The sequence below is a fragment of the Rufibacter radiotolerans genome (genome assembly GCF_001078055.1).
GTDB lineage: Bacteria > Bacteroidota > Bacteroidia > Cytophagales > Hymenobacteraceae > Nibribacter > Nibribacter radiotolerans.
The window spans coordinates 1942134-1967649 of the sequence record NZ_CP010777.1 but is presented as its reverse complement, the minus strand read 5'-3'; the positions used below and the strand labels follow the sequence as shown (position 1 = coordinate 1967649).

At 49.9% G+C, this 25516-nt stretch carries 22 protein-coding genes and 1 pseudogene; 14 read left to right on the top strand and 9 right to left on the bottom strand.

Annotated features, from left to right (window positions below):
* The first annotated feature begins 10 nt into the window (after positions 1–10).
* The gene (locus TH63_RS08260) at positions 11–712 is read left to right on the top strand and encodes an MgtC/SapB family protein (protein WP_048920538.1); all 702 of its coding nucleotides are present in this window, start codon (positions 11–13) and stop codon (positions 710–712) included.
* A gap of 138 nt (positions 713–850) precedes the next feature.
* Here the strand turns inward: TH63_RS08260 and TH63_RS08255 are convergent, their stop codons facing one another.
* Positions 851–1636: a DUF3307 domain-containing protein gene (locus TH63_RS08255; RefSeq protein ID WP_048920537.1), complete on the bottom strand. Its 786-nt coding sequence runs from the start codon at positions 1634–1636 to the stop codon at positions 851–853.
* Positions 1636–2328, bottom strand: coding sequence for a hypothetical protein (locus TH63_RS08250; protein WP_156180479.1), 693 nt, complete (start codon positions 2326–2328; stop codon positions 1636–1638). Before TH63_RS08250 ends, TH63_RS08255 begins: the two co-directional genes overlap by 1 nt.
* Positions 2329–2642: 314 nt before the next feature.
* Between TH63_RS08250 and thpR the strand changes: the two genes are divergently transcribed.
* From thpR to msrA, 7 genes are all read left to right on the top strand, one after another.
* Positions 2643–3194, top strand: a complete 552-nt coding sequence (gene thpR / locus TH63_RS08245) for an RNA 2',3'-cyclic phosphodiesterase (RefSeq protein ID WP_048920535.1) — start codon at positions 2643–2645, stop codon at positions 3192–3194.
* Positions 3195–3761: 567 nt separating this feature from the next.
* On the top strand, positions 3762–5267 hold the full coding sequence (locus TH63_RS08235; RefSeq protein WP_048920533.1) for a sensor histidine kinase: 1506 nt from the start codon (positions 3762–3764) through the stop codon (positions 5265–5267).
* 33 nt (positions 5268–5300) lie between these two features.
* Positions 5301–5972 carry a LytR/AlgR family response regulator transcription factor gene (locus TH63_RS08230; protein WP_048920532.1) on the top strand — a complete coding sequence of 224 codons (672 nt, stop codon included), beginning with the start codon at positions 5301–5303 and terminating at the stop codon, positions 5970–5972.
* 232 nt (positions 5973–6204) lie between these two features.
* Entirely contained in the window at positions 6205–6822 is a 618-nt protein-coding gene (locus TH63_RS08225) for a pseudouridine synthase (protein ID WP_048920531.1), read from the top strand.
* Positions 6823–6876: 54 nt separating this feature from the next.
* Positions 6877–7569 carry a LuxR C-terminal-related transcriptional regulator gene (locus tag TH63_RS08220; RefSeq protein WP_048920530.1) on the top strand — a complete coding sequence of 231 codons (693 nt, stop codon included), beginning with the start codon at positions 6877–6879 and terminating at the stop codon, positions 7567–7569.
* A gap of 234 nt (positions 7570–7803) precedes the next feature.
* The gene (locus tag TH63_RS08215; RefSeq protein ID WP_053093759.1) at positions 7804–9651 is read left to right on the top strand and encodes a serine hydrolase domain-containing protein; all 1848 of its coding nucleotides are present in this window, start codon (positions 7804–7806) and stop codon (positions 9649–9651) included.
* A gap of 311 nt (positions 9652–9962) precedes the next feature.
* Positions 9963–10517 carry a peptide-methionine (S)-S-oxide reductase MsrA gene (gene msrA, locus TH63_RS08210; RefSeq protein WP_048920529.1) on the top strand — a complete coding sequence of 185 codons (555 nt, stop codon included), beginning with the start codon at positions 9963–9965 and terminating at the stop codon, positions 10515–10517.
* A gap of 135 nt (positions 10518–10652) precedes the next feature.
* Here the strand turns inward: msrA and TH63_RS08205 are convergent, their stop codons facing one another.
* Complete coding sequence (locus TH63_RS08205) at positions 10653–11525, bottom strand: aldo/keto reductase (RefSeq protein ID WP_048920528.1); 873 nt, start codon at positions 11523–11525, stop codon at positions 10653–10655.
* 272 nt (positions 11526–11797) lie between these two features.
* Here TH63_RS08205 and TH63_RS08200 point away from each other — a divergent pair.
* Together TH63_RS08200 and TH63_RS08195 are read left to right on the top strand one after the other, a co-directional pair.
* Positions 11798–12547: pseudogene (locus tag TH63_RS08200) on the top strand (Mut7-C RNAse domain-containing protein).
* A gap of 145 nt (positions 12548–12692) precedes the next feature.
* Positions 12693–13253, top strand: coding sequence for a hypothetical protein (locus tag TH63_RS08195; RefSeq protein WP_156180477.1), 561 nt, complete (start codon positions 12693–12695; stop codon positions 13251–13253).
* A gap of 120 nt (positions 13254–13373) precedes the next feature.
* On the opposite strand, the gene TH63_RS08190 is transcribed toward TH63_RS08195, so the two are convergent.
* Complete coding sequence (locus tag TH63_RS08190) at positions 13374–14792, bottom strand: SDR family oxidoreductase (RefSeq protein ID WP_048920525.1); 1419 nt, start codon at positions 14790–14792, stop codon at positions 13374–13376.
* Between the two features lie 306 nt (positions 14793–15098).
* Positions 15099–16022, bottom strand: coding sequence for a DUF5996 family protein (locus tag TH63_RS08185; protein ID WP_048920524.1), 924 nt, complete (start codon positions 16020–16022; stop codon positions 15099–15101).
* A gap of 295 nt (positions 16023–16317) precedes the next feature.
* Between TH63_RS08185 and TH63_RS08180 the strand changes: the two genes are divergently transcribed.
* A complete protein-coding gene (locus TH63_RS08180) occupies positions 16318–16980 on the top strand; it encodes a transmembrane-type terpene cyclase (RefSeq protein ID WP_076606622.1) in 663 nt (220 codons plus the stop codon).
* Between the two features lie 163 nt (positions 16981–17143).
* Here TH63_RS08180 and treZ read toward each other — a convergent pair whose 3' ends face one another.
* The gene (gene treZ, locus TH63_RS08175; RefSeq protein ID WP_048920523.1) at positions 17144–18994 is read right to left on the bottom strand and encodes a malto-oligosyltrehalose trehalohydrolase; all 1851 of its coding nucleotides are present in this window, start codon (positions 18992–18994) and stop codon (positions 17144–17146) included.
* Positions 18995–19079: 85 nt separating this feature from the next.
* The gene (locus tag TH63_RS08170; RefSeq protein ID WP_048920522.1) at positions 19080–20687 is read right to left on the bottom strand and encodes an alpha-amylase family glycosyl hydrolase; all 1608 of its coding nucleotides are present in this window, start codon (positions 20685–20687) and stop codon (positions 19080–19082) included.
* A gap of 339 nt (positions 20688–21026) precedes the next feature.
* Between TH63_RS08170 and TH63_RS08165 the strand changes: the two genes are divergently transcribed.
* The 3 genes from TH63_RS08165 (at position 21027) to TH63_RS08155 (ending at position 23798) form a co-directional block, all read left to right on the top strand.
* Complete coding sequence (locus TH63_RS08165; protein ID WP_048920521.1) at positions 21027–21923, top strand: aldo/keto reductase; 897 nt, start codon at positions 21027–21029, stop codon at positions 21921–21923.
* Positions 21924–21991: 68 nt separating this feature from the next.
* Positions 21992–22978, top strand: a complete 987-nt coding sequence (locus tag TH63_RS08160; protein ID WP_048920520.1) for an aldo/keto reductase — start codon at positions 21992–21994, stop codon at positions 22976–22978.
* A 358-nt stretch (positions 22979–23336) separates the two neighbouring features.
* Positions 23337–23798, top strand: coding sequence for a DUF4268 domain-containing protein (locus TH63_RS08155; RefSeq protein ID WP_048920519.1), 462 nt, complete (start codon positions 23337–23339; stop codon positions 23796–23798).
* A gap of 145 nt (positions 23799–23943) precedes the next feature.
* Here the strand turns inward: TH63_RS08155 and TH63_RS08150 are convergent, their stop codons facing one another.
* Together TH63_RS08150 and TH63_RS08145 are read right to left on the bottom strand one after the other, a co-directional pair.
* A complete protein-coding gene (locus tag TH63_RS08150) occupies positions 23944–24264 on the bottom strand; it encodes a hypothetical protein (RefSeq protein WP_048920518.1) in 321 nt (106 codons plus the stop codon).
* Between the two features lie 62 nt (positions 24265–24326).
* Positions 24327–25514: a molybdopterin molybdotransferase MoeA gene (locus tag TH63_RS08145; protein WP_048920517.1), complete on the bottom strand. Its 1188-nt coding sequence runs from the start codon at positions 25512–25514 to the stop codon at positions 24327–24329.
* Positions 25515–25516 lie beyond the last annotated feature (2 nt).

Genomic DNA, 25516 nt, shown 5'->3' with positions numbered 1-25516 from the left:
AAGAAATGGTATGGACTTCTCTTTTTTAGATTCTACGGAAATCACTATGCCCGTTATTGCCGCCCGGCTTATGCTCAGTATTTTGTTGGGCGGGCTTTTGGGGTGGGAGCGGGAGCGTAACCGGCATACGGCAGGGCTGCGGACGCTTATTATTATCTGCGTGGGTTCCTGCCTGCTTATGCTCATCTCCATTTATATTCCGCAGACGTTTTCTCATTACAAGAACGCAGACCCGGGTAGAATTGCTGCCCAGGTTGTCTCGGGGATAGGGTTTCTGGGGGCCGGGGCTATCTACAAGTTGGGCGTGAACACCCACGGGTTAACCACCGCCGCCACCATCTGGGCCGTGGCCGCCGTGGGTTTGGCCATTGGCACAGGTATGTATGAGGCGGCCATTCTGGTGACCTTGCTGTTGCTGTTTGTATTGTCTACCCTAGATAAAGTTGGCAAAAGGATTTTTAGGGGAGGGGCCTTGAAAACCCTGAAAATCAATTTCAAATCTGCCAAGCTGGAGACCAGCAAGGTCTTTTCTATTCTGGAGAAATATGAGATTGTGACCAAGAACATTAACGTGGTGCAGTCTACCAACAAGCAAAATTCCAAGATTCTCCTGTATGTGTATTTCCCGGAAAACGTGAGCGTGAAGGAGCTGTACAAAGACCTGAACGAACTCAAAAATGTGAGTGAAATCTCCCTGGGTCAGGACTTTTAATTTTTGGAGCATGGGGCCTTAAAGGCCTGTTCCAAAAATGCTCTTCCCTGCGTATTATACAAGGCTATTTAAAAGGCCCTGCTCTTAAAGGTTAAACCTAAAAAAGGGCAGGGCCTTTGTTCTTTTCTTTCGCCTTACTTATTCCAGCCCCAACGCCATCTTCATGACCAGGGCCAGAAAAATGGAAAGGCTGATGCTCAGCAGGGTACCGAACAGGAAGTATTCTGACTTGCGCTGGTCTGTCTCTTTGAACCGGATAATGGTTTTGGCGGCAACCAGAAACCCGATGGCCTCATACTGGTCCAGCAGCACAAACGAAATGATGAGCACCCGTTCAATAATGCCAATCCAGCGGCCGGCCTCTTTCAATTCATTCCAACGGCTGTCCTCTGGTACCGCAGGCACTTTCGGCCCTTCTAGGGAATTATCTTCTGCCGTATCCTTCATGGGTTTAGGCCTCCGTTTGTTTCCAGTTCCCCATTTGGCGGTTAGCACTTTTATGACAATACTCAACGGGAAAGTAGCGATAAAGAACCCCGTGAGGTACACCATAAAGCGGTAGTTATTCAATACAACGTCCGGGGCCAGGTGGCCATTTACATAGTAGAGCCAGCCTACCCCCAGCATCAGGAAGTGTAACAATTGGTCTATCAGAAAATAGAGGGTGGTGCACTTCTGGTAGGCTTTCCAGAGGTCAATGAGCAGATGGGTGACGGTAATCCAGAGCGCCAGCTGCCAACTCTGCGAGAGCAAGAACGTGACCACCCCGGTGATGCCAATGTGGTAGTACAGTTTTCTGGATCTAAACTTCCGGCGCGCCCGGTTTTCTACCCAGGCTGTGGGTTGCAGCGCGAAATCTGACAGGCAGTGCGCCAGCACTAACTTTAGCAGCAATAATATTTCTGGTTGGGTAAAGCCGGCCATTACGCTAGGTTTTTGGTTTTTTGCTGAAACAAGGCCACTGCTTTCTCCACTTCCTGCCAATGGGCCGAAGAGATGCGTTGGCTCACAGAGGCTTGGGTGATATGAAGCATATCGGCTATTTCCTGTTGCTTCTTGCCCTCCAGCAGTTCATAGATTACCTCGGCTTGCTGCACCGACCAATTATTAATAAAGACATCCAGCAACGAGCAAATGACCTCCATGTACGCGTTGAACTCCTCCTGGGGCGTTGCCACCACCAATCGGGGACCTTTGCTTTTCAGGCTGTCCAGCGCCCTCCCTGACAGCTGGAAGGCCTCGCCGTCTGAGGTTTTGATGTTGGGTCCTTTATAGCCTGTTTTCCCTAAGCCTATAGAAATACGGGCGTCCACTACCTCTCTTTTATAAGAATACTGGAGAGGGTTCGCCTTTGAGGCTTTCTTGCTGGTGGGGTTCTGGTGCAATTGGTCAGAGATCAGGCTTTTCCGTAACAGGCACCGCACTTGAATAGCGGTTTTCAGTGCCAGAGAAGGGGTATCCAGTAGAATTTGGAAACTATCGCCCCTGAAGATCTCATAATGGTCCTTGCCCACCAAAGTTGTCAAGCCCTCGTTCATGACTTGGTTTAAACGAGCCCTCTCTGAGTCGCTTAGCAAGGTAGAATCTATAATATCACCCGTTAAAACTGCTATCATGGGTTGCATTTGCTTGCATAGGTTGAATTATCTATAAAGAATAATTATAAGGTGTTTTGCTTATAAATATCATTTATAGGTTTTTTGACCTATAATAATAAAGAGTTCTTGCTTAGAAAACAAGCATGTTCATAAATTCTGAGGAAGGAGACCAAAGGGAACAGACAAAAAGGATCTATACTAAGAGAAGGATAAGACCACAACCAAAGGGGAAGACCTTGCCTTAAGGGTGTCAGGTAACATTTTTCTTGTCCTAAGCTTCCCCTATTCCCACATTTTTGAATTCATCGTAAGAAGAATAAGCCTTTACCACTATGCAAGACACTGTCCGTTTATTTGTGGCTGCCCCGTTACCAGAAGCGCTGAAGGTTTACCTGGACGAAGCCCGGCAGGAGTATACCGATGACGCCGTCAGGCACATACCGGTACAGAACCTGCACCTGACCCTATATTTTATTGGGAATGTACCGGTACAAGAGCAGGGAAGCATACGGGAGACTTTGCGTCAGGTGGCCCAAAAGCATCAGCCCTTCACCTTAGAACTGGAGCAACTGGAACCCGGTCCAAAAGCCCGGTTGCCCCGGCTGGTCTGGGCCCGCTTCCGGCCGAACGCAGCATTCACGCACCTAAGTCAGGAATTGACCCAGGTTCTTTCGCCCACGCCACCCAGGCAGGAGAAATTCATTCCGCACGTGACTGTCTGCCGCTTCAGGAAGGAGGGAACCGTGCCCCGCCATTTATCCATTGTCGCCCCCGTCACCGAAGTTTTGTACCCCGTGAATACCCTGGCCCTCTGGAAATCTACCCTGGGCTCCCCGCACCCGGTCTACAGCGTGCTGGAAGAGTTTCCGTTGGGAGGGGAGTAAATGAAGTTTCTGGTCTGTAAAGCATTTTTGGGGGCGGTTTGGTAAAAAGGGGCTTGAAACGGAGTTGATGTCCAAATGTGCCCTCCTGTGTAAACACCCCTCTGCGCTCCCCTCAAGGGGAGAGTCTGCGCTTAGTAGGAGGTAAAGCGTTTTGGGCCTGTTTTCCGGAAAACGTGCTTAAAACAAAAATTCCTCCACGCATATTCTGTTTCCAGTCTTTACTCCGAGCGCCTCGCTTGTGGCCCTGCAATGGCTTTACTAAGGGCAGAAGGCAAAGAAGCCGCAAGGGCAGTGCGAGGGGGAAAGACGGGGCCCCGCGGCCGTGAGCGCTCGGAGGGAAACCATGAAACATTACAGCATAAGGACTCAGGCAAAGGCGGCCAATCCAAGGTGAAAGCGGAATGCGCGCACCCCAGCGAAAGCAAATGCTTTATCCTAAAACCCTCCATCAAGGCAAACCGGGCGAAAGCAAAAACACCCATTCATCCCTTTTTACCCCCCTTTCATCACATTTATTTTAACCCCCGAAGGCATTACGGTATCATTGCCCCATAAATAACGTGCCTGATGAAAAGTATCCTTCCAACACCCACCTTCCAAAGTAAAATAGAATTCTGGGCGGCGATCACCATCTTTGCCTTTGCAGTGCTTTTTCTCGTTACAGGGCCAGAGGTTCCGTATTTAGAGAAATTCCAGGACGAGGGCATTCGCTTTTACTATTACCGCAATTTTTTTACGCCACAGCTGCTCCAGTTTATAGGAACCTTCCTGACGGTGTTGATTTTAAACTTCATCCTAATCCCTAAACTGTTAGCCAAAGAGAAGGTGGCGAAAAATGTGTTATGGGTGTTGTTGGCGTTTTTGTTTTTAGGATTGCTTTTCAGTATTACCAACACCTACCTGCAGGCGTACCGCTTTGGCCAGTTCAGAACCGAAGAAGACACGTATGAGTCCATTTTTTTAGAAAGTTTCCATACAACTCTCACCCTCTTTGCGCTGTTTGCCTTTTATACCTTTATCAAATATGTGAGCACGTACCTGCTTACCAACTCTGCGGTAATTCAAAACAGGTTCAGGTTTTTGACCCGTGACGTACAGACGGCTTTTGTGGTGTTTCTGGTGAGCATGTTTCTGTTGTTTTTGGCCGATGCCGATGGAGAAGTGCTTGTAGCGTGGGGAATTACGGCCCCCTTGGGGATACTTTACTACTGCTACTCATTCTATTACCTTATTCCTAAGTCTTTACCCAATAAAAAGCCTTTCCGGTCCTACATGAGCAAAAGCGTGCTGGTTTGGGTCCTTGCTTACCTGCCAGTGGCCTTAGTAAGTTTAATCTTTATTCATGATGAGGAAACAGCTTTTGCCTATAGCTTAGTCAACAGCATTTTCCAGCTGTTTGTCACGCTACCGCTTGTCTGGATGCTGTATAAGAGGCAAATGAAAGGCAAGGAAGAAGTAGCCGTGCTCCAGAAGGAATTAGGTACTTCCAACGCCAACCTTGATTTTCTGCGGTCCCAGATCAACCCGCATTTTCTGTTCAACGCTTTAAACACCCTGTACGGCACCGCCCTGCAGGAAAACAGCGACCGCACCGCGCAAGGCATTCAGATGCTGGGTGACATGATGCGCTTTATGCTGCATGAGAACCTGCAGCAAAAGATTCTGCTTTCACGGGAGGTAGAGTACATGCGCAATTACATAGACCTGCAAATGCTCCGGATCTCTACTTCGCCAAACATCCAGATTCAGACCAAAATAGAAGACGTGATAGACGATAAGTTCATTGCCCCTATGTTGTTGATCCCGTTTGTGGAGAATGCCTTTAAGCACGGCATCAGCCTGAAAAACCAATCCTGGATTAAAATAACCCTGCACTGTGACCAAAATAAGTTGTATTTTGATGTCTACAACAGCGCCCACGCCAAAACCGATAACGACCCGGAGAAAAACCAATCGGGCATTGGGTTGGTGAACGTAAAGCAGCGACTGGCCCTGTTGTACCCCGGCAAGCATGAATTGATCATCAGAAACACCCCCGAAGAGTATTTTGTCCACCTCACGCTTCAACTGTAATCAAGCCACCTGTAAGAGAGCCCCTTTAAATCCATGAGAGCAATTGCGATAGATGATGAACCCATGGCGCTGGAAGTTGTCAAATCCCTGGCGGGCAAGGTGCCATACCTTGAATTGGTGGCCTGTTTCACTGACGCCTTTCAGGCCCTGGACTATTTGCAAACCAACTCTGTAGACCTGCTTTTCCTGGATATTAAAATGCCCGATATCACCGGCCTGGAGTTTGTCACCAGCCTGCAGCAAAAACCCATGGTCATATTCACCACAGCGTATTCTGAGCACGCCGTGACCAGTTTTGAGTTAGACGCCATAGACTATCTGCTAAAGCCTTTCTCCCTGGCCAGGTTTGTGAAAGCCTGCAACAAAGCGCAGGAACTTCTACAACTAAGGGGAAAGCGCACCCCGACAAAAGAATTCATTTTCCTGAAAACCGGCTATGAGCAGGTAAAGGTCTGTTTTGAGGAAATCCTGTTTCTGGAGGCCGCCGGCAACTACGTGACCTTTGTGTTAAAGGAGAAGAAACTACTGTCACGCATGACCATGGGCGAAGTAATGGACCTGCTTCCGCCGGAAAAATTTACCCGGGTGCACCGTTCTTACCTGGTGGCCAAAGACAAGATTGACAAGATAGAACGCCACCAGATACAGGTGCAAGGCCATGAAGTGCCGGTGGGTGCTTCTTACCAGCCACTTCTGCCAGGGTAAGCGAACCCAGCACCTTACAGTTCTTCAAGCCTCCGCTCATCTGTTTTAAGGACGTTTTAAGAAAAACAGCCTCTGAACGGAAGTGCCGAAATAGGGTAGGCCCAGCCTTCCTTTTACCCATCAATCCTTTCAAAAAAGCGAATCTCGCCCAGAAAACCTGCATCTTTCTGCAGCCCAATTTCCGTTTTAAGGCCATTTTTCGGAAATTAGCGCCAAAACAGAAATACCCTTCATGGAGTCTGAGCCTCAGCACCGCCATTTTCTTCTGCACAAACCCTTCGGCTACATCAGTCAGTTTATAGGCAACCCTAAAAACAAGCACTTGTTGGGTACGTTGTATGATTTTCCGGCAGGTTCCATGGCCATTGGCCGCCTGGACCAGGACAGCGAGGGCTTGCTGCTGCTCACCACAGACGGAAAAATGAGCGAGTACGTGCGCGGCCGAAAGGTAGAGAAAGAATACTACGCCCAGGTAGACGGTATCATTACCCCAGAGGCTATAGCCCAGTTGCAGGCGGGCGGCATTGAGATATCACATGAAAAACAGCCTTACCAGACGCTTCCCTGTAAAGCCTTCCGTTTAGACCCGGCTCCCGGTTTCCCCGAGCGATCCAGGCGGGTGCGCGATGATCGGCATGGGCCCACCAGTTGGGTATCTATCACCCTCACCGAAGGCAAGAACCGGCAGGTAAGGAAAATGACCGCGGCCGTGGGGTTTCCTACCCTCAGGCTCATACGGGTACGAATTGGAGACATGCGCTTACAACCTTTAGCCTCTGGCGAAGTAAAAGAAGTGCAGGAATTTGCCCTACCCGTAGTAGAAAATAAAAAAAGGCTTCTTTATCTTTAAGTGATAAATATCATTGTCTCCTTTAATCTGCCTATCTTTTATTTTTTGTAGGGAATGACGAATAAGGACTTGGGTAAAGATGAGCTATTGAGGAAGTTAGAGGCACTTCAGGAAAAATGTGATTTCCTGGAAAGGGTGGTCCAGGAGGTGCCTGCTAATATTTACCTTTCTGATTTTAAAGAAGGGGTGATCTGGTGCAACAAAACCAACGAGCAATCTCTGGGCTACACCCTGGAGGAAATAAAAGCCATGGGCACCATGGAGTACATGCGCCAGATTGTGCACCTAGAAGATCTGAACATTCCCAAGGACAGCGTTACCCACTACCAGGAATACACCGGAGCCGAATACGGCGGCATGTTCAGGGCCAAACACAAAGAACAGGATACCTACAAATGGTTTATGGGCTGGGCCAAGGCCTTTTGCCATGAGCAGGACGGACAGGTAAAGTCCATTATCTGCGTAGACGTAGACATGAGCCCCCGCATGAACACGGAGAAGCAACTGATTGAGGCCCTTAGGGAAAATCTAGCGCAGAAAAACCAACTCCTGATCAACCGTCTGAGCAAGCGGGAGAAAGAGATCCTGAACCTGGTTTGTAAAGGACTAAGCTCCCAGGCCATCGCCGATCAGCTTTTTTTAAGCGTGCATACCGTCAATACCCACCGCCGTAACATCCAGGCCAGCCTGGGCACCTCCAACGTAGCCGATCTGGTGGTGCTAGGCAAAGAAGCTGGGTTGGGGTAGGCGCAAGACGGCACTTTCTTTTCAAGAAGCATTTTCCTTCGGCAGAAATAAACCTGGGTTCAGTCCCCGGGGCAATGCTAAATTTCTTTTATCTTGAGGGCAGGAAAGTTGCCCTTTAAACTAATTCCACTTATAAGCTTAGAGGTTGCCTCTTTCCAAAGCTGTAAAAGAGGCATGTATTTTGTATCTCTTTCCTACCAGAACCCTTTTTGACTTTACGCTTATTTGCCCGCCATGCGCCGTTTTTCCCCTCAGTTGAGTTTTCTGCAGTATTTCACCCTGGCCCTCATCATTTTGATAAGCTTTGCCGGACGGCCCGTGGAAGAAAGCTCCCGCAAGAAAAACCTCACCTGGCTGCAGCAACACAAAGAGGCCGCCAAGACCACGGTGTTGCTCAACAACCAGAAAGGCTTCCTTCCCATTAAAGACCTGTCCCAGAAAATTGCCTCCATTAACCTGGGCGCCACCTTCGGTCCTCAGTTTGACAGCCTGCTTAATAAATATACTTTCGTCACCTCCTTTGCCGCTTCTGGGTTTGACAATGATTCTTTGTTTAACCGCCTGCAAGATGAGTTGAAATTCTACCAGACCGTAATAGTGCAGTTGCCAGAAGCCGCTTTGCAAGATGACGTGAAGCGGGCGTTTTTGGAGCAGTTGCAACAAACCAAGCACCTGGTCCTGGCGGTGTATGGGAAACAGAGCGCCTTATCCAATGCAGACATCTTTACGGCACCCATGATCTGGGTAGAGAAAGAAACTCCCATTACTGCGCAGTTTGCGGCCCAAGCCATTTTTGGCGGCGTACCGGTAACCGGAAAGCTAGACAAAAGCTATTCGGCTAAATACCAGAAAGGAGCGGGTTCCCTGACCAAGGCCACGCGACTGAAATACAGCATCCCGGAAGAGGTAGGCATAAACGCCGCCGACCTGGAACAACCCATTGACGCCATTGTGGCAGAGGCCATTCAACAACAGGCTACGCCGGGTGCCGTGGTGATGGTGGTGAAAGACGGGAAAGTGATCTTTAACAAGGCGTATGGGCATCATACCTATGGCAAAAGCCGCCTCACCCAGATCACCGACATTTATGACCTAGCCTCTATCACCAAGATCTCTGCCACCACCATGGCCGTGATGCAACTCTATGACCAGAAACATGTGAACTTAACCAGTACGCTGGGTTCCTATATCCCATCGGCCAGAAACACCAGCAAAGCCAACCTGACCATAAAGGATATTCTGCTACATCAGTCAGGCTTGCCGGCGGGCGTTAATTTACCGGTGCTGGCCAAAGACGCGCAGAAAACGCCGTCAGAGCTTTACACGGTACAAGCTGGAGACAGCCTGTTCCTGCGCAAAGACTATTACAAGGAGGTGATGTGGCCGCGCATGTTGCAGGCCAAGATGGCCACGCCCGGCAAGTATGTGTACTCAGACATTACCATGTACCTGATCAAGGAAGTGGTAGAGCGTCAGGCCCAGGAGCCTTTAGATGCGTTGGTACAGGAGCGGTTCTACCGCCCATTGGGCATGCAAACCGCGGGGTTCCTGCCGTTGCAGCGCTTTGACAAGAACCGCATTGTGCCCACCGAAGATGACACCTATTTCCGGAAGTCGCTGCTGCAGGGTTATGTGCATGACGGGGGCGCAGCCCGATTGGGAGGCGTATCCGGCCACGCCGGTTTGTTCTCTACCGCCAATGACATGGCCATCCTGTATCAGATGATGCTGAACCGTGGCACCTACGGGGGGGTGGAGTATTTCAAACCCACCACCGTAGATTTGTTTACGGCCAAGCAATCAGCGGTGAGCCGCCGCGGCCTGGGCTTTGACCGTTGGGACCCAGACAGCGCCAAAGGGTATCCGTCTAAACTGGCGTCGCCGGCCACCTACGGCCATACAGGGTACACCGGAACCTGCGTGTGGGTAGACCCGGCGCAAAACCTGGTGTATATATTCCTGAGCAACAGGGTACACCCCAAAGTATCTAACAAGCTTTTATCGCTTAACATCAGGCCCCGCATTCAGGATGCCATTTACGCGGCTATCAAAAAAGGGACTCCTACTGCCCTTAACCAATAACCTTCAAGCCGGGCATTGTCTACTTACAGCAAAGCCGGGCTTTTTTCTTGCCCCAATTGACCTTGTTTCGCTAAGCAGTTGAGGGCTAGTCCGTCACAAAAGGTTACAGAGATTACGCACAACTTACGCACCCCCGTGGATAAGTGACGAGCGGGCAAACCCAGATACGTTTTGGGCCTGTTTTGCCAAAAACAGGCCCAAAACGCAGAAGCACATTCATCAGTTTTAACCGCATGTAGAGCCCAGGAAACAAAAGCCAGGAATTTGAGTTAAACTCTAACAAACCGTATCCCTTGCAAACAGAACCTAAGATGACGGACGAAATCCCCAAAGAAAAGAAAACGTATGAAGTGGCCACTTTTGCCGGCGGTTGCTTCTGGTGCATGGTAAAACCGTTCCATAAATATGAGGGCGTGCTGGAGGTAGTCTCTGGGTACACCGGCGGCCACGTGCCTAACCCTACCTATGAGCAGGTGTGCTCTGAAACCACCGGCCACTATGAGGCGGTACAGGTCACCTTTGACCCATCGGTTATTTCCTACCCTGAGTTACTGGACATTTTCTGGCAATCCATTGACCCCACCGACGCCGGCGGACAGTTTGGCGACCGGGGTTCCTCTTATAAAACCGCCATCTTCTACCACTCAGAAAAGCAGAAGGAGCAGGCTGAGATCTCTAAAGAGGAAATGCAGCAGAAGGGTCCGTATGAAGAACCTATCGTAACGGCTATTTTACCGGCTGCCCCTTTTTACCGCGCCGAAGAATACCACCAGGACTATTACAAAAAGAACCCCTCGCATTATAACCGATACCACATTGGGTCAGGCCGCGCCGGCTTTCTGGAACGTCACTGGAAGAAATCTTAATTAGCTCACTAAAAGCGTTTTAAAGTCGTTTTTATAAAAATAGCTTTAAAACAGGGGCCCAGAAGTTAGCTTACAAAAAAGGGAGGCCGTTTGTAAAACCGGCCTCCCTTTTTTTATAGAACAATGGCAATTTTGCTACCCAGAAATATTTGCCGAACTCAACTTATCCAGGTCAGAGAAATCCTCGTCAGAGAGTTTAATATTCACGGCCTGGTAGTTCTCTTCCAGATGTTTTACTTTGGAGGTACCCGGTATGAGCAGGATATTGGGCGAACGGTGCAATAGCCAAGCCAGGGCAATTTGCTGCACGCTTGCCTGATGCTTGTCGCCTACGGATTTCAGTTTCTCCAAAGCCTGCTGGTTACCACCCGCCAGAGGGTACCACGGAATAAACGCGATGTCGTTTTCTTCGCAGAAAGTCAATTCCGGCTCCCATTTGCGGTTGTCTACGCTGTACATGTTCTGCACCGAGGCCACCTTCACGTACTCCTGCGCCTGCTTGATCTGTTCTACCGTCACCTCAGAAAGGCCCACGTGTTTGATCAGGCCCTGTTCCTGGGCGTCCTGCAAAAACTCCAAAGATTTGGCGAAGGGTACTTCCGGGTCTACCCGGTGCAACTGGTACAGGTCAATAGTTTCCAGTTTCAACCGTTCCAGACTTCCCTGTAAGGCTTCTTTGAGGTGCTCTGGGGAAGAATTGATAGGCCACTGGTTTGGGCCGGTGCGCAGAAGTCCGCCCTTGGTCCCGATTACCAGGTCCTTAGGATAGGGGTAAAGCGCCTCCGCAATCAGTTCCTCAGACACATTGGGGCCGTATGAATCTGCTGTGTCTATAAAATTAATGCCCAGTTCAAGGGCCCGTTTCAAAACCCTTAGGGATTCTTCTTTGTCTTTAGGGGGCCCCCAGATGCCTTCGCCGGTTATGCGCATGGCCCCGTAGCCCATCCGGTTGATAGTGAATTCTCCGCCTAGCAGAAAAGTAGAAGGTACTTTAGTTGGCTCGCTCATATGTTGTATGGAAATATTCTGGAATAAAGTATCCCCAATTGTACGCAATCAATTTGGGTTAGGTAGCCGCAAATTTCAAAAGGCCCGGTATAGTCAGGGAAAGTAAACTTTTGCAAGTAAAAGAATGGCCATGGGAGAAAGGCACTTCACTGGTAGCCGTTAAGGAAACTTGCCTGAAAAGACAAGAGAAACCTGCCGCATCTAATACACCCTTTGGGCGTACTTCTTACAAATAGGAAAAGACGGGAAAGTAAAATCTGCAAACCATTAAAATGGGGAACCTGGTCAATATCTTGTTTCACGGAGGATTAACCGATTTTCTGCCTAAGGTGCAGCGGGATGGATGGATTTCTTACCAACTGTATAGAACCGCCTCTGTGAAAGATGTGATAGAAGCCCTGGGCGTGCCCCACCCAGAGGTAGGGCAAATCCTTCTCAATGGATCTTCTATTCCATTTTCCGAGTTGCTGGTTGCGCCAGCCCAATTGGAGGTATTTCCGGTAGAGCCAGAAGTAGAGGGAAACCATTTACCGCCTTTGCAAGTCCCGGCGCCCCGGCCTATCAGGTTTGTGCTGGATGTGCACCTGGGTAAATTGGCGCGGTACCTGCGGCTGTTGGGATTTGATGCCCGCCTGGACCCAAATGCCCATGACCAAGAAATAGCCCAGGCCAGTGAGACCGAAAAACGGGTGATCCTGACCCGGGACGTAGGCTTGCTGAAACAAAAGAGCATTGAATGGGGCTATTGGATCAGGTCACAGAACTGGCAGGAACAGATCAAAGGAGTCTTGACCAGGTATGGCTGTATGGCTCAGGTACAACCATTTACCCGCTGCATGGTTTGTAACGGCACCATTACCCAAGTTCCCAAGCAGTAAGTGTTAGCGGTTTTGCCCCCAAAGACCAGACAATTCTTTGACGTGTTTTACCAATGCAGCTCCTGCCAACGCGTGTATTGGAAAGGCTCCCATTTTTACTGGATGACGAATAGAATAAATAAAATAATAGCATCAATTAAATAAACATTAGCCAAAACATGTGTTTTAATCCAATACGGTCTTAAAAAAAGGTAATGAAAAATTTTTATCGTAATAATTTGGAATATAATAAAACATGTATATTTTTGAATATTAAAATAGATAATTACATTTTAAAAAAAGAAAAATTATGAAATTAAGATTATTTCTCCCACTGTTTGCCTGTATGATTGTTTTCTTTGGAACTTCTTGCGAAGGTCTGGAGGATGCCTTGGAAAAGGACTTTAATATCTCTAACACCGTACCTGTAACCATCACTGGCGCCTCTGCCCAACAGGTTAACGCTACTATAAAAGAGGTTGACTTTAACAATGGAGACCTTAAGGAACATAAGGATAAGATTAAGGATCTAACTTTAGATGGCATCACCTTAAAGGTAACCCAATTCACCGCTAGCTCTGGCAATACGGTAAAACCTATTTTAAACGGGCAGTTGGAGTTTGCACAATCCGGTTCTACCAGCTTTAAGAAAATTGGGAACATCACTAACCTTGATTTAGCCACTCAATTTTCCACCCCTTCTTCTACTGACATTACTGTTCCCTTAGAGGAAGCCAACAAGAATGAACTGATGAACTTAATCAAAGGAGGAAACATAGTGCAGTTTAGAATGACAGGCTCTACCAATACAACCTTTACCTCTGCCACAGTTGACTTTAAAATCATATCAACTTTAACTGCCGGCCTTTAAAAATTTTAGGGCTCACCCATAGATTAAATCTTCACTAAGACCATAAGTAGGAACCAAGCCCTGAGCCATTAGCTTAGGGCTTTTTTTATTAAAAATATCTGTGATGCACCTAGTTACTATTCAGGAGGCGATTCTCTTGAGCATGTTACTGAAGATAAAGCCATGGAAGGGAAACACCGCATACCAGTACAACCGTCCCCAAACGCCCAGCGGCCGGAAGGTGGCGGTCTGGGTGAGGGTATGGTCGGTTATCTTGAACTCAAGCCAGGCTTCGCCGGGTAATTTCATCTCTGCGTACAGCAGCAAAACCTTTTCTTCCTTGTTGGCATAAAGAACCCGCCAAAAATCAAGGGACTCGCCGGCGTGTATTTTTGTGCTGTTTTTGCGGCCTCTGCGCAAGCCCACTCCGCCCACTAACTTGTCCAGGAAGCCTCGTATTTCCCAGAGCCAGTCGGCGTAGTACCAGCCGGTATCGCCGCCAATGGCCCATATTTTCTGAAGGGTTTTGTCTACGTCCTTCACCTCGGCCTGCCGGGTATCTTTAAAGCAGCCAAAGGTGGGCACGTTTAGTAATTTGGGTATTCCGCCGTGCAGCACCCTGGTGGAGAGGGCATCTTTCCAGCTGGCAATCACGCCTTCGTTCTGAATCTTGTCAAACGCCAGCCTGATGGCAGTTTCAAAGGGCAATAGGGTAATGTTGAGGAGCTGCTGCAGGTTATTCTTTTTGCAGACCACTTCCACGCTCATGCTCTTTACAAGGTTAGAGGCCAGCGGGTAGGAAACGGAGGTGACAAAATATAGCCAGTAGGATGAGAGCTTCGGGGTCATGACCGGCACGGTGATAATCTTCCGTTTCAGGTTCCGGACCCGGGCAAAACCAAGCAGCATTTCTTTGTAGGTCATGATGTCTGGCCCGCCAATGTCATAGCTTTGGTCATACACTTCCTCCCGGCCCAAAACTCCCACCAGGTATTCAATCACATTCCTGATGGCAATGGGCTGCGACCGGGTATTGAGCCATTTAGGGGCAATCATGATGGGAAGTTTCTCCACCAGATCACGCATAATTTCAAAGGAGGCGCTCCCCGAACCCAGAATGATACCGGCCCGCAGGGTGGTAAGATGGAACGTGCCTGAAGCCAGAATCTCCTCTACATGCTTGCGCGATTGCAGGTGCCTGGACAGCTGCTGGTCATTAATAATGCCGCTCAGATAGATTACCTGCCGGGCCTTGGTGTGCTGAATCCGGTCTTTAAAGTTCAGGGCGGTGGTTTCCTCCAGTTTCTGAAAGTCCTGGTTCTGGGTCGCCATGGAATGAATAAGGTAATAGGCAGCCTCAATGTCCTCTGGAATAGCTTCCAGCGTGGCACGGTCCAGGAAATTGACTTCTATCACCTCCAGTTTCGCATCAGGGAATTTACTGAGGTCGAACCGGTTTTTGTCACGAACGCAGCAGATCACCTCATGGCCTTCTTTCAGTAAGGCCGGAAGCAAACTCTGCCCAATGTACCCGGTGGTACCCGTCAATAAAATTCTCATGGTTCTGGTTTATATTGCCTTAAAAAGGAAATGTCAATTTCCCCTTCGTCGGTAGTATTTCTTGTTTGGGAAATAACCCTCCGCGATGGGGATTGTTTAAAGGGACCAAGCATGTTAAAGTAGAACTAAGTAGCCCATTTTTCATTTTCATTGTTTTTTTGTCATTCTAAAAGGGCCTTATGGGCGAACTGCAAAGGCGTGTACTTTACGTTGCTACCCTTCGCTAATGAGTTTCGTTCAGGGCGAGAATATGAGCCTATTTGGTGTTAAGATTTTTTCAAACTGGAAACGGTTTTCACAAAGGGTTCAGCCTTTACCTGGATGAAAGTCAAACTCCAGTTCCTTGCGATCCCAGTGGGCTAATTCTGCAGCGGCCTCATAGGTTCTGTTTAAAAATTCCATTAAAACACCCGTTGGGTTGGAAGCTTGCTGCACGTCCTGGTAAGGTAAAATGAATTCCCGAAGGCTTTTATCAAAGAAAGCGGCGGCGGGTTTAACGGCTGAGTCTGCTAAACCGTCTGGTTCAGGGTAAATGTAGCTGTAGAAGGCGGCCTTGGGGAAAGAGGAGTTACCAGGCCAGAAGCCGCAGCTGTATACTTCATGCGAATAGGCTTCCTGGGCCACTTTGTCAGGTAAATGCGGGACACCGCCCGGGTGTTTGGGTGCCCTTTTCCCGGAAAAGCGCGAAACGGCCAGATCAAAGCTGCCCCAAAACAAATGCACCGGACTGCATTTGCCACTGAAGCCCGCCCTGAACTCCGTGAAGACCTCCTGCGCTTTTAAAAAGGCCTGGTGTAATGCGGCGGCCTGCTCCGGCAAGTAGGTTCTGTGCGTCTCATCTTTCTCAAAAGGAATGGGGTTTTCCAGCTCATTGGGAAGAGTATGGATATGGCAATCAATTCCCAATTCCTGCAGCAGGTCCTTCACCTTCTGGTAAAAGCCCGCCACCGATAGGCCTTCCAGTCCAAAGGAATGCGTCTCTCCGGTGCTGGTTTTCACCAGGAAAAGATGCTGGAGAAAATCAAAGTCTAGTTGGAAGGAGAAGTCCTTTTCCTGCAAGGCCTCAGAAGTAAACCCGTAGGGCGTTACCTTGAGCGTCACGTGCCAGGAATGGTTGGTCCAGGGCATTTTAGACAGCTTTATTTTCCCAACAATCTGCGTGAATAGGTGTAAGGTCTCATAGGTTTCATGCCCTTTTTCATAGGAGAGTTGAGGCCAGGTGTGCGGCATAGCGGTAGCAGTTAAAGTGATGGAAAGGAAAAGCCCACAGGAAACAGATTCCCTCTGGCAGGTAATGCGGGGAACTCAAGTTTACGTAAAAGGCAGCGAAAAAGGGAAAGGGTGTTTTAGGCCTGTTTTTCGGAAAACACCCTTAAAACAGTGTAGGCGGTTGGCATAAGGCACCTGTTATGAATTCCAGACCCTTTATAAATAGCGATTAATGGTTAGTAAAGGCTTTTCTTAGCACAACCTTAATGTGGCCTCACCGCTAAACAAAGCAAACTTTGGCTTGTTAGGGAAAAGAATGTTACAGAACCCTGTCCATATAGACCCCACCCTGGGAATGATCCTGCAGATTAGCAGCGGCCTATTCTGGACCATTACCTATATCCTGATTCTGCGCCGGGGCTACTTAGATAAACTCTACGGCATGCCCATGGTGGCATTGTGCGCCAACGTGGCCTGGGAGTTTATTTTCGCGTTTGTATATCCCCACCCCAAACCCCAACTGTACATTGATTACCTGTGGCTGCTGTTTGACATAGGCATTTTAGCGCAATACCTGAGGTACGGAAAGCGCGAATTCCCGAACCATCTTCCCCGCCCGCTTTTCTACGGCACTTTCTTTTTTACCCTGGTTTTCTGCGCGCTCACCATCATGCTCATGGCCCGCGAATTCAACGACTACATTGGCATTTATGCGGCCTTCGCCCAGAATTTGATGATGTCGGTGTTGTTTGTGAGGATGTTCCTGAAGCGGAACAGCATGGCGGGGCAATCGGTATACATTGCGCTGAGTAAAATGGTGGGTACGCTTTTCCCTTCATTGCTCTTCTACCTGTACTTCCCTAATTCCTACCTATTGATCTTGATTTACAGCGGGATATTCATTCTGGACCTGGTGTATTTCCTACTACTCTACTTCAAGTTTAAAACCGAAGGCCTGAACCCCTGGGCCAAATTGTAAGGATGGAAACTGTAGCAGTAAATAGGTACCATGCTCATTAAGCAATTTCCGTTTTAGGCCTGTTTTTAGGAAAACAGATCTAAAACGGAAAGGAAAGGCAGTGCCTTAAAGTAGGAAAAAAGGGCGCAGTCCAAAGGCTAAACTTTTAAAGGCCGGCCCCTTATTACTCAATCTCCTCTTGGCCTTTATATACCGCCACGCTCAAAGCAGGCAATTGCATTTGGCTTCCGGCAGTAACCTTTGAAGGTAGCGGAACGGCTTTTCCTTTCTTCTCCTGCCATTGCGTTTCTGTAGAATCAAGGATCTTTTCCCAATTTTCCACCCAAACCGGAAAGTTAAAAGCAGTTTTCTCCTCAGAGAAGTTGAAAAGGCAAAGCAGGTGTTCCTGTCCGCCAATGCTCTGGCGGTGCAGCACCAATCCAGCATTTCCTAATAAATTCACCAGCACATCATTCTTGTTGAAGTTCCTTAGGATAGGCTCTTGCTTTCTGAGGTGAAGAAGGTGCTGGTGCCATTGCAACAGGAGGTGATGCTTTCCCTTGGTTCTTTTGTCCCACTGAAGCTTGGAGTCCTGGAAGGTTTGCTCTGCCACCGGGTCTGGCGGAGCAATGTCAAATCCGAAATCCGCGAACTCTTCTTTCCTGCCTTGCTGCACCGCCTTGACAAGGTCTTTGTCTGAGTGACTAATAAAGTAGTAGAAAGGAGCTGTATCCCCGTATTCTTCGCCCATGAAAAGCAACGGTACGTAAGGGGCCAGGAGCAGAGCGGCAGCGGCTAATTTTTGCCGATCCAGATTCACCAATACGCTTAGCCGTTCGCCTTTCACGCGGTTGCCCACCTGGTCATGGTTTAGGTTGAAGGCCACAAATTTTTCGCCGGACACCCCCGCAGAAGACACGCCGTGTTTGCGTTTTCTAAAGGTCACATACTCCCCGCTATGCACAAACCCGTCTTTATAGGCCTTGGCCAATTGCTCCAGCTTTCCGAAGTCTTTGTAGCGGTCTTTCCCTTTTTTATCCAGCAGTACATAGAGGGCATGGTGAAAATCATCCAGCCACTGGGCGTCAAAGCCATAGCCGCCCATCTCCGGGTCCTTCACCACTTTAGGGCTGTTTAAGTCGCTTTCGGCGGTGAGGTACAGCGGCCGGCCCAGTTTCTGGCCCAAGAGTTTCACCTGTTGGTGGGTATATTCCCAGAAGTGCACCGCGCCGTTGTCATAGACCATGTGAATGGCATCTAACCGGAGGCCGTCCACGTGGTATTCCTCAAACCAGAACAGGGCATTGCCCGCAAAATACTCCCGCACCCCATCAGACCAGTCTCCGTCAAAATTGAGGGCATCGCCCCAGGGCGTTTTGTATTTGTTGGTGAAGAAGGGGCCAAAATTGCCCAGGTAATTCCCTTCCGGCCCTAGGTGGTTAAAAACTACGTCCAGGAACACAGCTATGCCCAGGGCGTGGCAGGCGTCCACCAGGGTTTTTAAGCCCAACGGACCTCCGTATGAATCCTGCACCGCATAGGGGTATACACCGTCATAGCCCCAGTTGCGGTCACCTGGAAACTGGGCCACCGGCATCAATTCCAAGGCATTGATGCCGGTCTCCACTAAGTCCGGCAGCAAGGGAATGATGGCCTCAAAAGTGCCTTCGGGGGTGAAGGTGCCCACGTGCAGTTCATACAAAACCAGGTCCTGGAAGGGGAGGCCGCGCCAGGTGCTGTCTTGCCACAGATATGCTCCGGTGTCCACCACCTCAGAGGGGCCATGCACCCCTTCGGGCTGAAAGGAGGAGGCAGGGTCAGGGAAGGCCTTTTCGCCGTTGGGCATGAAAAAGTAGCGGGTGCCGGGGTCAATGTTGGCTAACTCCAGGGAGAAATAGCCATGCGCCTCTCTTTGCATTTCCAGTTGCTGCTCCACCGGGGACACCAGCTTTAGGACCATAGATTCCTTTAATGGGTCCCAGACCCTGAACGTACATCTTCCATCGGCGGCATAGACCGCGCCTACTTTTTTCATCTTGTTTCCTCTAAAACTTCTTCTTCCAACATAGGTTGGTTTACCCAATGCCAGACCTACGCAGGAATTAAAATAGAATTATTACTTACCGTTTTAACCTGATGATCACGCCTTCGTCGCCCGCCAAGTTAAGGGTGTCATTCACCTCCATGCCTTCCAGCTCGGGCAGGGTGGCCGCTTCCACTGTCCCCCTGATAGACATGTTTCTAGCTTTAAAATAGCAGGGCCGGTGGCTGAGGTTCAGGAGAATGAAAAAGCTGTCATGGCCTTCGGCTTGCCGTAGGTAGGAAACAATCTGGGTATCTGAGTAAATTGGGGTGTAGCTGCCTATGGCCAAAGCCGGTTCCTGTTTGCGAAGTTGAAGGAGCCGGCGGTAAAGCGTTAGCATGGAGTATTCGTCTTCCTGCTGCACCAACACGTTCTCCCGGTGGAAGGAGCGCCCCAGGCGCAGCCAGGGTTTGGCCGTGGTGAAGCCGGCGTTCTCACTGGTGTCCCATTGCATGGGGGTGCGGGCCGGGTCGCGGCTCAGGTTCTTGTCTGGCATGTTTAGGCCCTGCGGGTCCTGCACTTCCTCAAAAGGAATAGGCACATCCCGCATGCCAATCTCCTCTCCATAATAGATAGTAGGCGTACCTCTTAAGGTAAGCAGCAGCAAGGCAGCCACCCGGGCCTGGGCCGCGCCCACCCGACTGATGATGCGGGGCTGGTCATGGTTGCCGAGCACCCAGTTGGGCCAGCCATCCTGGGGCAGGGCACCTTCATACTCATCAATGGCCGAGGCTACCTGCAGGGCTTCCCAGGGCAGGGTGAGTAATTGAAAATTAAAGGGCAGGTGCACACCAGAATTGTCCACCCCATAGTAGGTGACCAGCTTGCTGATGGGCAGGTAAATCTCGCCAATCAACACGCGGTCCTCGTATTCATTGGCTACCTGGCGCATCATCTGCACAATTTCATGCACCTCTGGCTGGTCTGTGGAGTATACCGGCAGCAACTGGTTATAAGTAGCCTGGTTGGGCGTATAGTCTGGGTTGGCGGGGTTGTTCCGGAAGTTGGCATCTTTGATCATGTGGTAGATCACGTCTATCCGGAATCCGTCAATGCCTTTGTCAAACCAGAAACGCATCACGTCCAGCATGGCGGCCTGCACCTCGGGGTTGCGCCAGTTCAGGTCGGGCTGTTCCTTCAGGAAACCGTGGTAGTAATATTGCTGCGTGGCCTCGTCCCATTCCCAGGCGGTGCCCCCAAACATGGCCAGCCAGTTGTTGGGCGGGGAGCCATCGGGTAGCGGGTCTTTCCAGATGTACCAATCCCGCTTGGGGTTGTCTCTGCTGGAGCGCGATTCCAGAAACCAGGGGTGCTGGTCTGAGGTGTGGTTAGGCACCAGGTCCAGGAGAACCCGTAACCCTCGGGCGTGCGCCTCTTGCAGCAGTTGGTCAAAATCTGCCATGGTGCCAAACAACGGATGAATGCCGGTGTAGTTGGAGATATCATACCCAAAATCAGCCATGGGCGACTCAAAGATGGGAGAGATCCAGATGGCATCTACGCCAAGCCATTTTAAGTAGTCCAGCCGCTGGATGATGCCGGGCAAATCTCCTACTCCGTCCTGGTTGCTGTCCTGGAAAGACCTGGGGTAAATCTGGTAGATGACGCCTTCCTGCCACCAAAGGTGCTGTTGTGCTGCTTGCATAGATTTTTTATTCAGGCGTGAAGGAGCAGGTTCTGCCCTTTACAAATTAAGCTGTGGAAGTAACTACGGGTTTATACGCTAACCCGAACGAGTGGATTAAGTATCTCATACTCTGGTTTGGAGTGGAAGCGTTTTAGGGCCGTTTTTCAGAAAATAGCCATAAAACGGAAAAGGTGTTTTCTTGTGATATAATCTCTTTGGGCCTTTTGATTCGTTAAGGATCGTTTTAAAGAATGCCCTTTGTCGTTTAGGAGTTACTTTTTGGAAACTACCTCTACACTGGGTTTTGGTTTATCTTTGGCAGGAAGAACCCCACCTTAGCCTTAACATTTCGAGACTATGAACTACAGACCTTTAGGGAAATCAGATTTACCGGTAAGCGAGATAAGTTTTGGGTGCATGTCTTTAAAGGGTGAGGAAAAGGAAGACATAAACTTACTGCACCAGGCGCTGGAGGGAGGCATCAACTTCTTTGACACCGCCGACCTCTATGACCAGGGCAGGAACGAGGAAATTGTAGGCAAGGCTTTCAAAGGCAAACGCGATCAGGTTATTCTGGCCACCAAGGTAGGCAACCAATGGCGACCCGATGGCAGCGGCTGGGACTGGAACCCTTCCAAGGCTTACATTCTGGAGGCAGTAGAAAAAAGCATGAAGCGCCTGCAAACCTCTTACCTGGACCTGTACCAACTACACGGCGGCACTTTAGAAGACCCCATTGAGGAAACCATTGAGGCGTTTGAGCTTCTCAAAGCGCAAGGAAAAATCAGGCATTACGGCATTTCCTCCATCAGGCCTAATGTGATACGGGAATATGTGCAGCGGTCTAACCTGGTATGTGTCATGATGCAGTACAGCCTGTTAGACCGGCGGCCCGAGGAGCAGGTGCTGGATTTGCTTAACCAAAACCAGATCAGCGTCTTGGCCCGCGGCTCGTTGGCGCAAGGGCTTCTCCTGGGCAAACCACCTAAACCGTATCTTTCCCATTCCTTAGAAGAAGTTTCCCGCGCGGCAGAAGCGGTAAAAACAATGGCGGGCGCTGGAAGTAACCCGGAAGGGGTGGCCGTGCGGTACGCGCTGCAATCTCCGGCAGTGGCCTCGGCGGTGCTGGGTATCCGGACTGAAGAGCAGTTGGCCCAGGCCTTGGCTGCCGCCCAGTCTGCGCCCTTGAGCCAGGACCAGGTGAATTTACTGCAACAGAAAGTGCCAGCCCGTATGTATGAGCAGCACCGTTAAATTTGTCTTATCCTTTTGCGCCCTTTTGCGGTACACGCAAGAAGCATTCATAACAAATAACCACTCTCATGAACTATAGAAAACTAGGCAAAAGCGGATTCAACGTTTCAGAAATATCTTTGGGTACCTGGCAGGTAGGCGGCGGCTGGGGAGAGCCCTTCAATGAAAAGAAAGCCGAGGAGATCATTCATGCGGCTATTGACGCGGGCGTGAATTTCATTGACACCGCCGATGTGTACAGTGATGGGCAAAGCGAGGCAGCCGTTGCTAAAGTGGTGAAAAGCCGCTCTGAGGAAGTGTTCCTGGCCACCAAATGCGGACGCCAGATTCAGCCCCACACCGCCGAAGGCTACACCCCAGAACGCCTGATTAGCTACGTGGAGGAAAGCCTGCAGAACATGAAACTGGAGACCTTGGACCTGGTGCAGCTCCATTGCCCGCCTACCGAGGTCTATTCCAGACCCGAGATTTTTGGCGCCTTTGAAAAGCTGAAAGAGCAGGGCAAGATCAGAAACCTGGGCGTGAGCGTGGAATTGGTGGACGAGGCCCTCATGGCCATGAAATACCCCAACGTGACCACGGTGCAGGTTATTTTCAATATGTTCCGGTTGAAACCAACCGAGCAGCTTTTTGCCGCCGCCAAGGAAAACAACATTGGCCTGATTGCCCGGGTGCCATTGGCCAGCGGTTTGCTCAGCGGTAAAATGTCCAGCAACACCACCTTTAACCCCGAGGATCACCGGGCGTTTAACCGGCACGGCGAGGCATTTGACAAAGGCGAGACGTTTTCCGGGGTAGACTATGAGCAGGGGCTGGCAGCGGTAGAGGAACTGAAGAAACTGTTTCCGGCGGAGCCGTCTTTGGCGGCCTGGGCCTTGAGATGGGTGCTTATGTTCCCCGAGATCAGCACGGTTATTCCGGGTGCCTCCAGACCAGAACAGGTGCGGTCCAACATTCAGGCCGCCGAGCTGCCGGCCTTAAGTGCAGCCCAGATGGAAGGGGTGAAGGCCATCTATGACCAGTACCTCAGACCAGCCGTTCACCAGGCCTGGTAGCCCAAGGAGAAACTTCAGGCGTTTAAATGTAAAAAGGGGGCGTCCCCCGATGCCCCCTTTTCAAACAAACATAAAAACCCTGTAATGGAAGTTTTATCAACTCCATCTGCTGACAAAGTACCTACCTTTTCCGCTTATCTGGAATACTCATAAATAGGTATTTGAGGCGTTTTAGAAAAATACCGTATAAACCCTATATTTCAATAAGGGTTTCCCGAGGCAGTAAAATTAAAAATTTATCCTATACGGCTTTAAACGCAGGCCTTTGCTTTTACAGGGCAGAAGAAAAGCACCTGTTAGTCTGACTGCGCCCTTAAAAAAGAGTAGCAACCTCTGAGCCAAACCAAAAGAAGCATTCATGTATACCCGGGAACAAGCCTCTCAACTTAGACAAGCCTTCTGGACTACCTTTGGGCAGTACATTGCCCCGCATCCCTCGGCGGATGGGGGCAAGATCAATTGGTCCAATTACAAGACGGGCCTCAAGCATGTGTACTTCAGGATGCGGGCCGAAAAGAAAACCGCCTCAATTGGTATTGAGATGACCCACCCGGACCCGGAGATCCAGGAACTGTTATATGAGCAATTTCTGGAACTGAAGCTTTTCCTGCATGAGACCTTAGGGGAAACCTGGGAGTGGGAGCTGCACGGTACCAATGAGTTTGGCGAAACCGTCAGCCGCATCTACAAAGAAATAAGCCCCGTCAATATCTTTAACCGCGAAGACTGGCCCACGCTCATTTCTTTTTTCAAGCCTCGCATCATTGCCCTGGATGACTTCTGGAGCAATGCCCAGTATAGTTTTGATTCTTTGCGGTAAACCCAAAACCCACGGCCTTCTTCCGCTTTAGAGCCACTTGCAGTTTGATGATTTCCTGTTTTGGGCCTGTTTTGGTGAAAACAGGCTTAAAACAGGAAATCATCAAACTCCTTCTTAAGCTACAGCTTTAGTTACTTGCTTGTTGCTACCACAAAGGAGGTTCCTCATCGGTCCCGTTCTGGGGCGTGCGGTAAAAGCCGGTCTTGGAATCAAGGGGAGCGCCTTTTCCTTCCAGGTGGTTCTGGAGGTCACGGTGCATTTTAATCTGGTCCAGTTCCAGGAATTCCTGCCAGGCTACCTGGTCATTTAAGGTCATGCACTCTATAATCTCCGCCAACTGCAGGCTGGCACCGTCTGCCACCTGTTTCTGCAGGTGCGGGTCTGTTTCCAGTAACTGCTGTATCCTTACCCTGAAGTAAGTGTTTAATTCTATGTAGCGTTCTTCGTTCCAGGTTGGTTTTTCCATGGCGTTGTAGCGGTATAGGTGTTGTTATTTTTGCTTACGGAAGATTTCTCTTAAAGGGCCGGCTAAAAAAGGGTAATAGGAAAAGCCTCGCCGGCCGGAAAAAAAGATTTTTTAGGCGGCAACGTGAGCAGGGCAGTGGCTTTTAGTAAGCTGGTCAGATCTCCTGAGCCCGAGGTCTTGACCGGAGTAGCCAGCATCTTTCCGTTCTCATAGGAAAGTACTACGGGCACATGGTACGTGAGCGAAGGGGCAAAGGTGATATCCTGAGTGAGCTGAGCGGTTGGCAATTCTTTTGACTGTTGAAGCGAGGCCTGCAGCCAGGGCCTGAAAAAGAGGTGGTAACAGACAAACGTGGAGACCGGGTTACCGGGCAACCCGAAAATCACCTTATTATCCGGCATGGTCCCGAAAAGAAGGGGCTTACCCGGTTTCTGGGCCACGGCATGAAACACCTTTTGCATTCCCAATCCCGCCAGCACCTGGGGCAGGAAATCAAACTTTCCTTTGGAGACTGCCCCGGAACAAATCAGCACCTCATGTTCTTCAGTTATCCGCTTCAGTTCTTTGGTCATTTCCTCCGGCTGATCGGGTAAATGGAATAGGCTGGCCTGAATATTTTCCTGCCCCAGCGCGGCGGCAAGCATATAAGAATTGGACCGCCGTACCTGGTGCGGCAACGGATTCTCCGTGACCTCTACCAATTCATCCCCGGTTGAGCAGATGGCCACGGTTGGCAACCTATACACCCAAACCTGAGCAAGCCCCACGGAGGCCAAGATGCCTATATGGGCGGGGGCAATTTTGGTGCCTTTCTGTAGGAGCACCTCGCCCGCCTTACCGTCCGTTCCTTGCCGGTGAATATTCTGGCCAGATGAAACGTTTTCCGCTAATACGGTAGCTATTCCCTCTTGCAACAGGCATTGTTCATAGGGTACCACAGCGTCAGTTCCCAAAGGAAGCACGGCCCCGGTCATCACCTCCAGGCAATGGTGGCTGTTCTGTAAGATCTGGGCTGGGGAACCGGCGGGCACCATACCTTCCACCTTGAAAGTTCTGGTGTCTGCCTTAATCTCAGAGGCCTTTATCGCAATCCCATCCATGGTGACCCGGTCAAAAGGAGGGAAGTCGCGGTCCGCCTGCACCTTTTGGGCTAATACCCTGCCTACCGCCTGTAAAAGAGGGACTGCTTCCTCTTGAAACGGGAAAGGGTGCTGCAAAATTTGGTGGAGCGCTTCTTCTACAGAAAGCATAT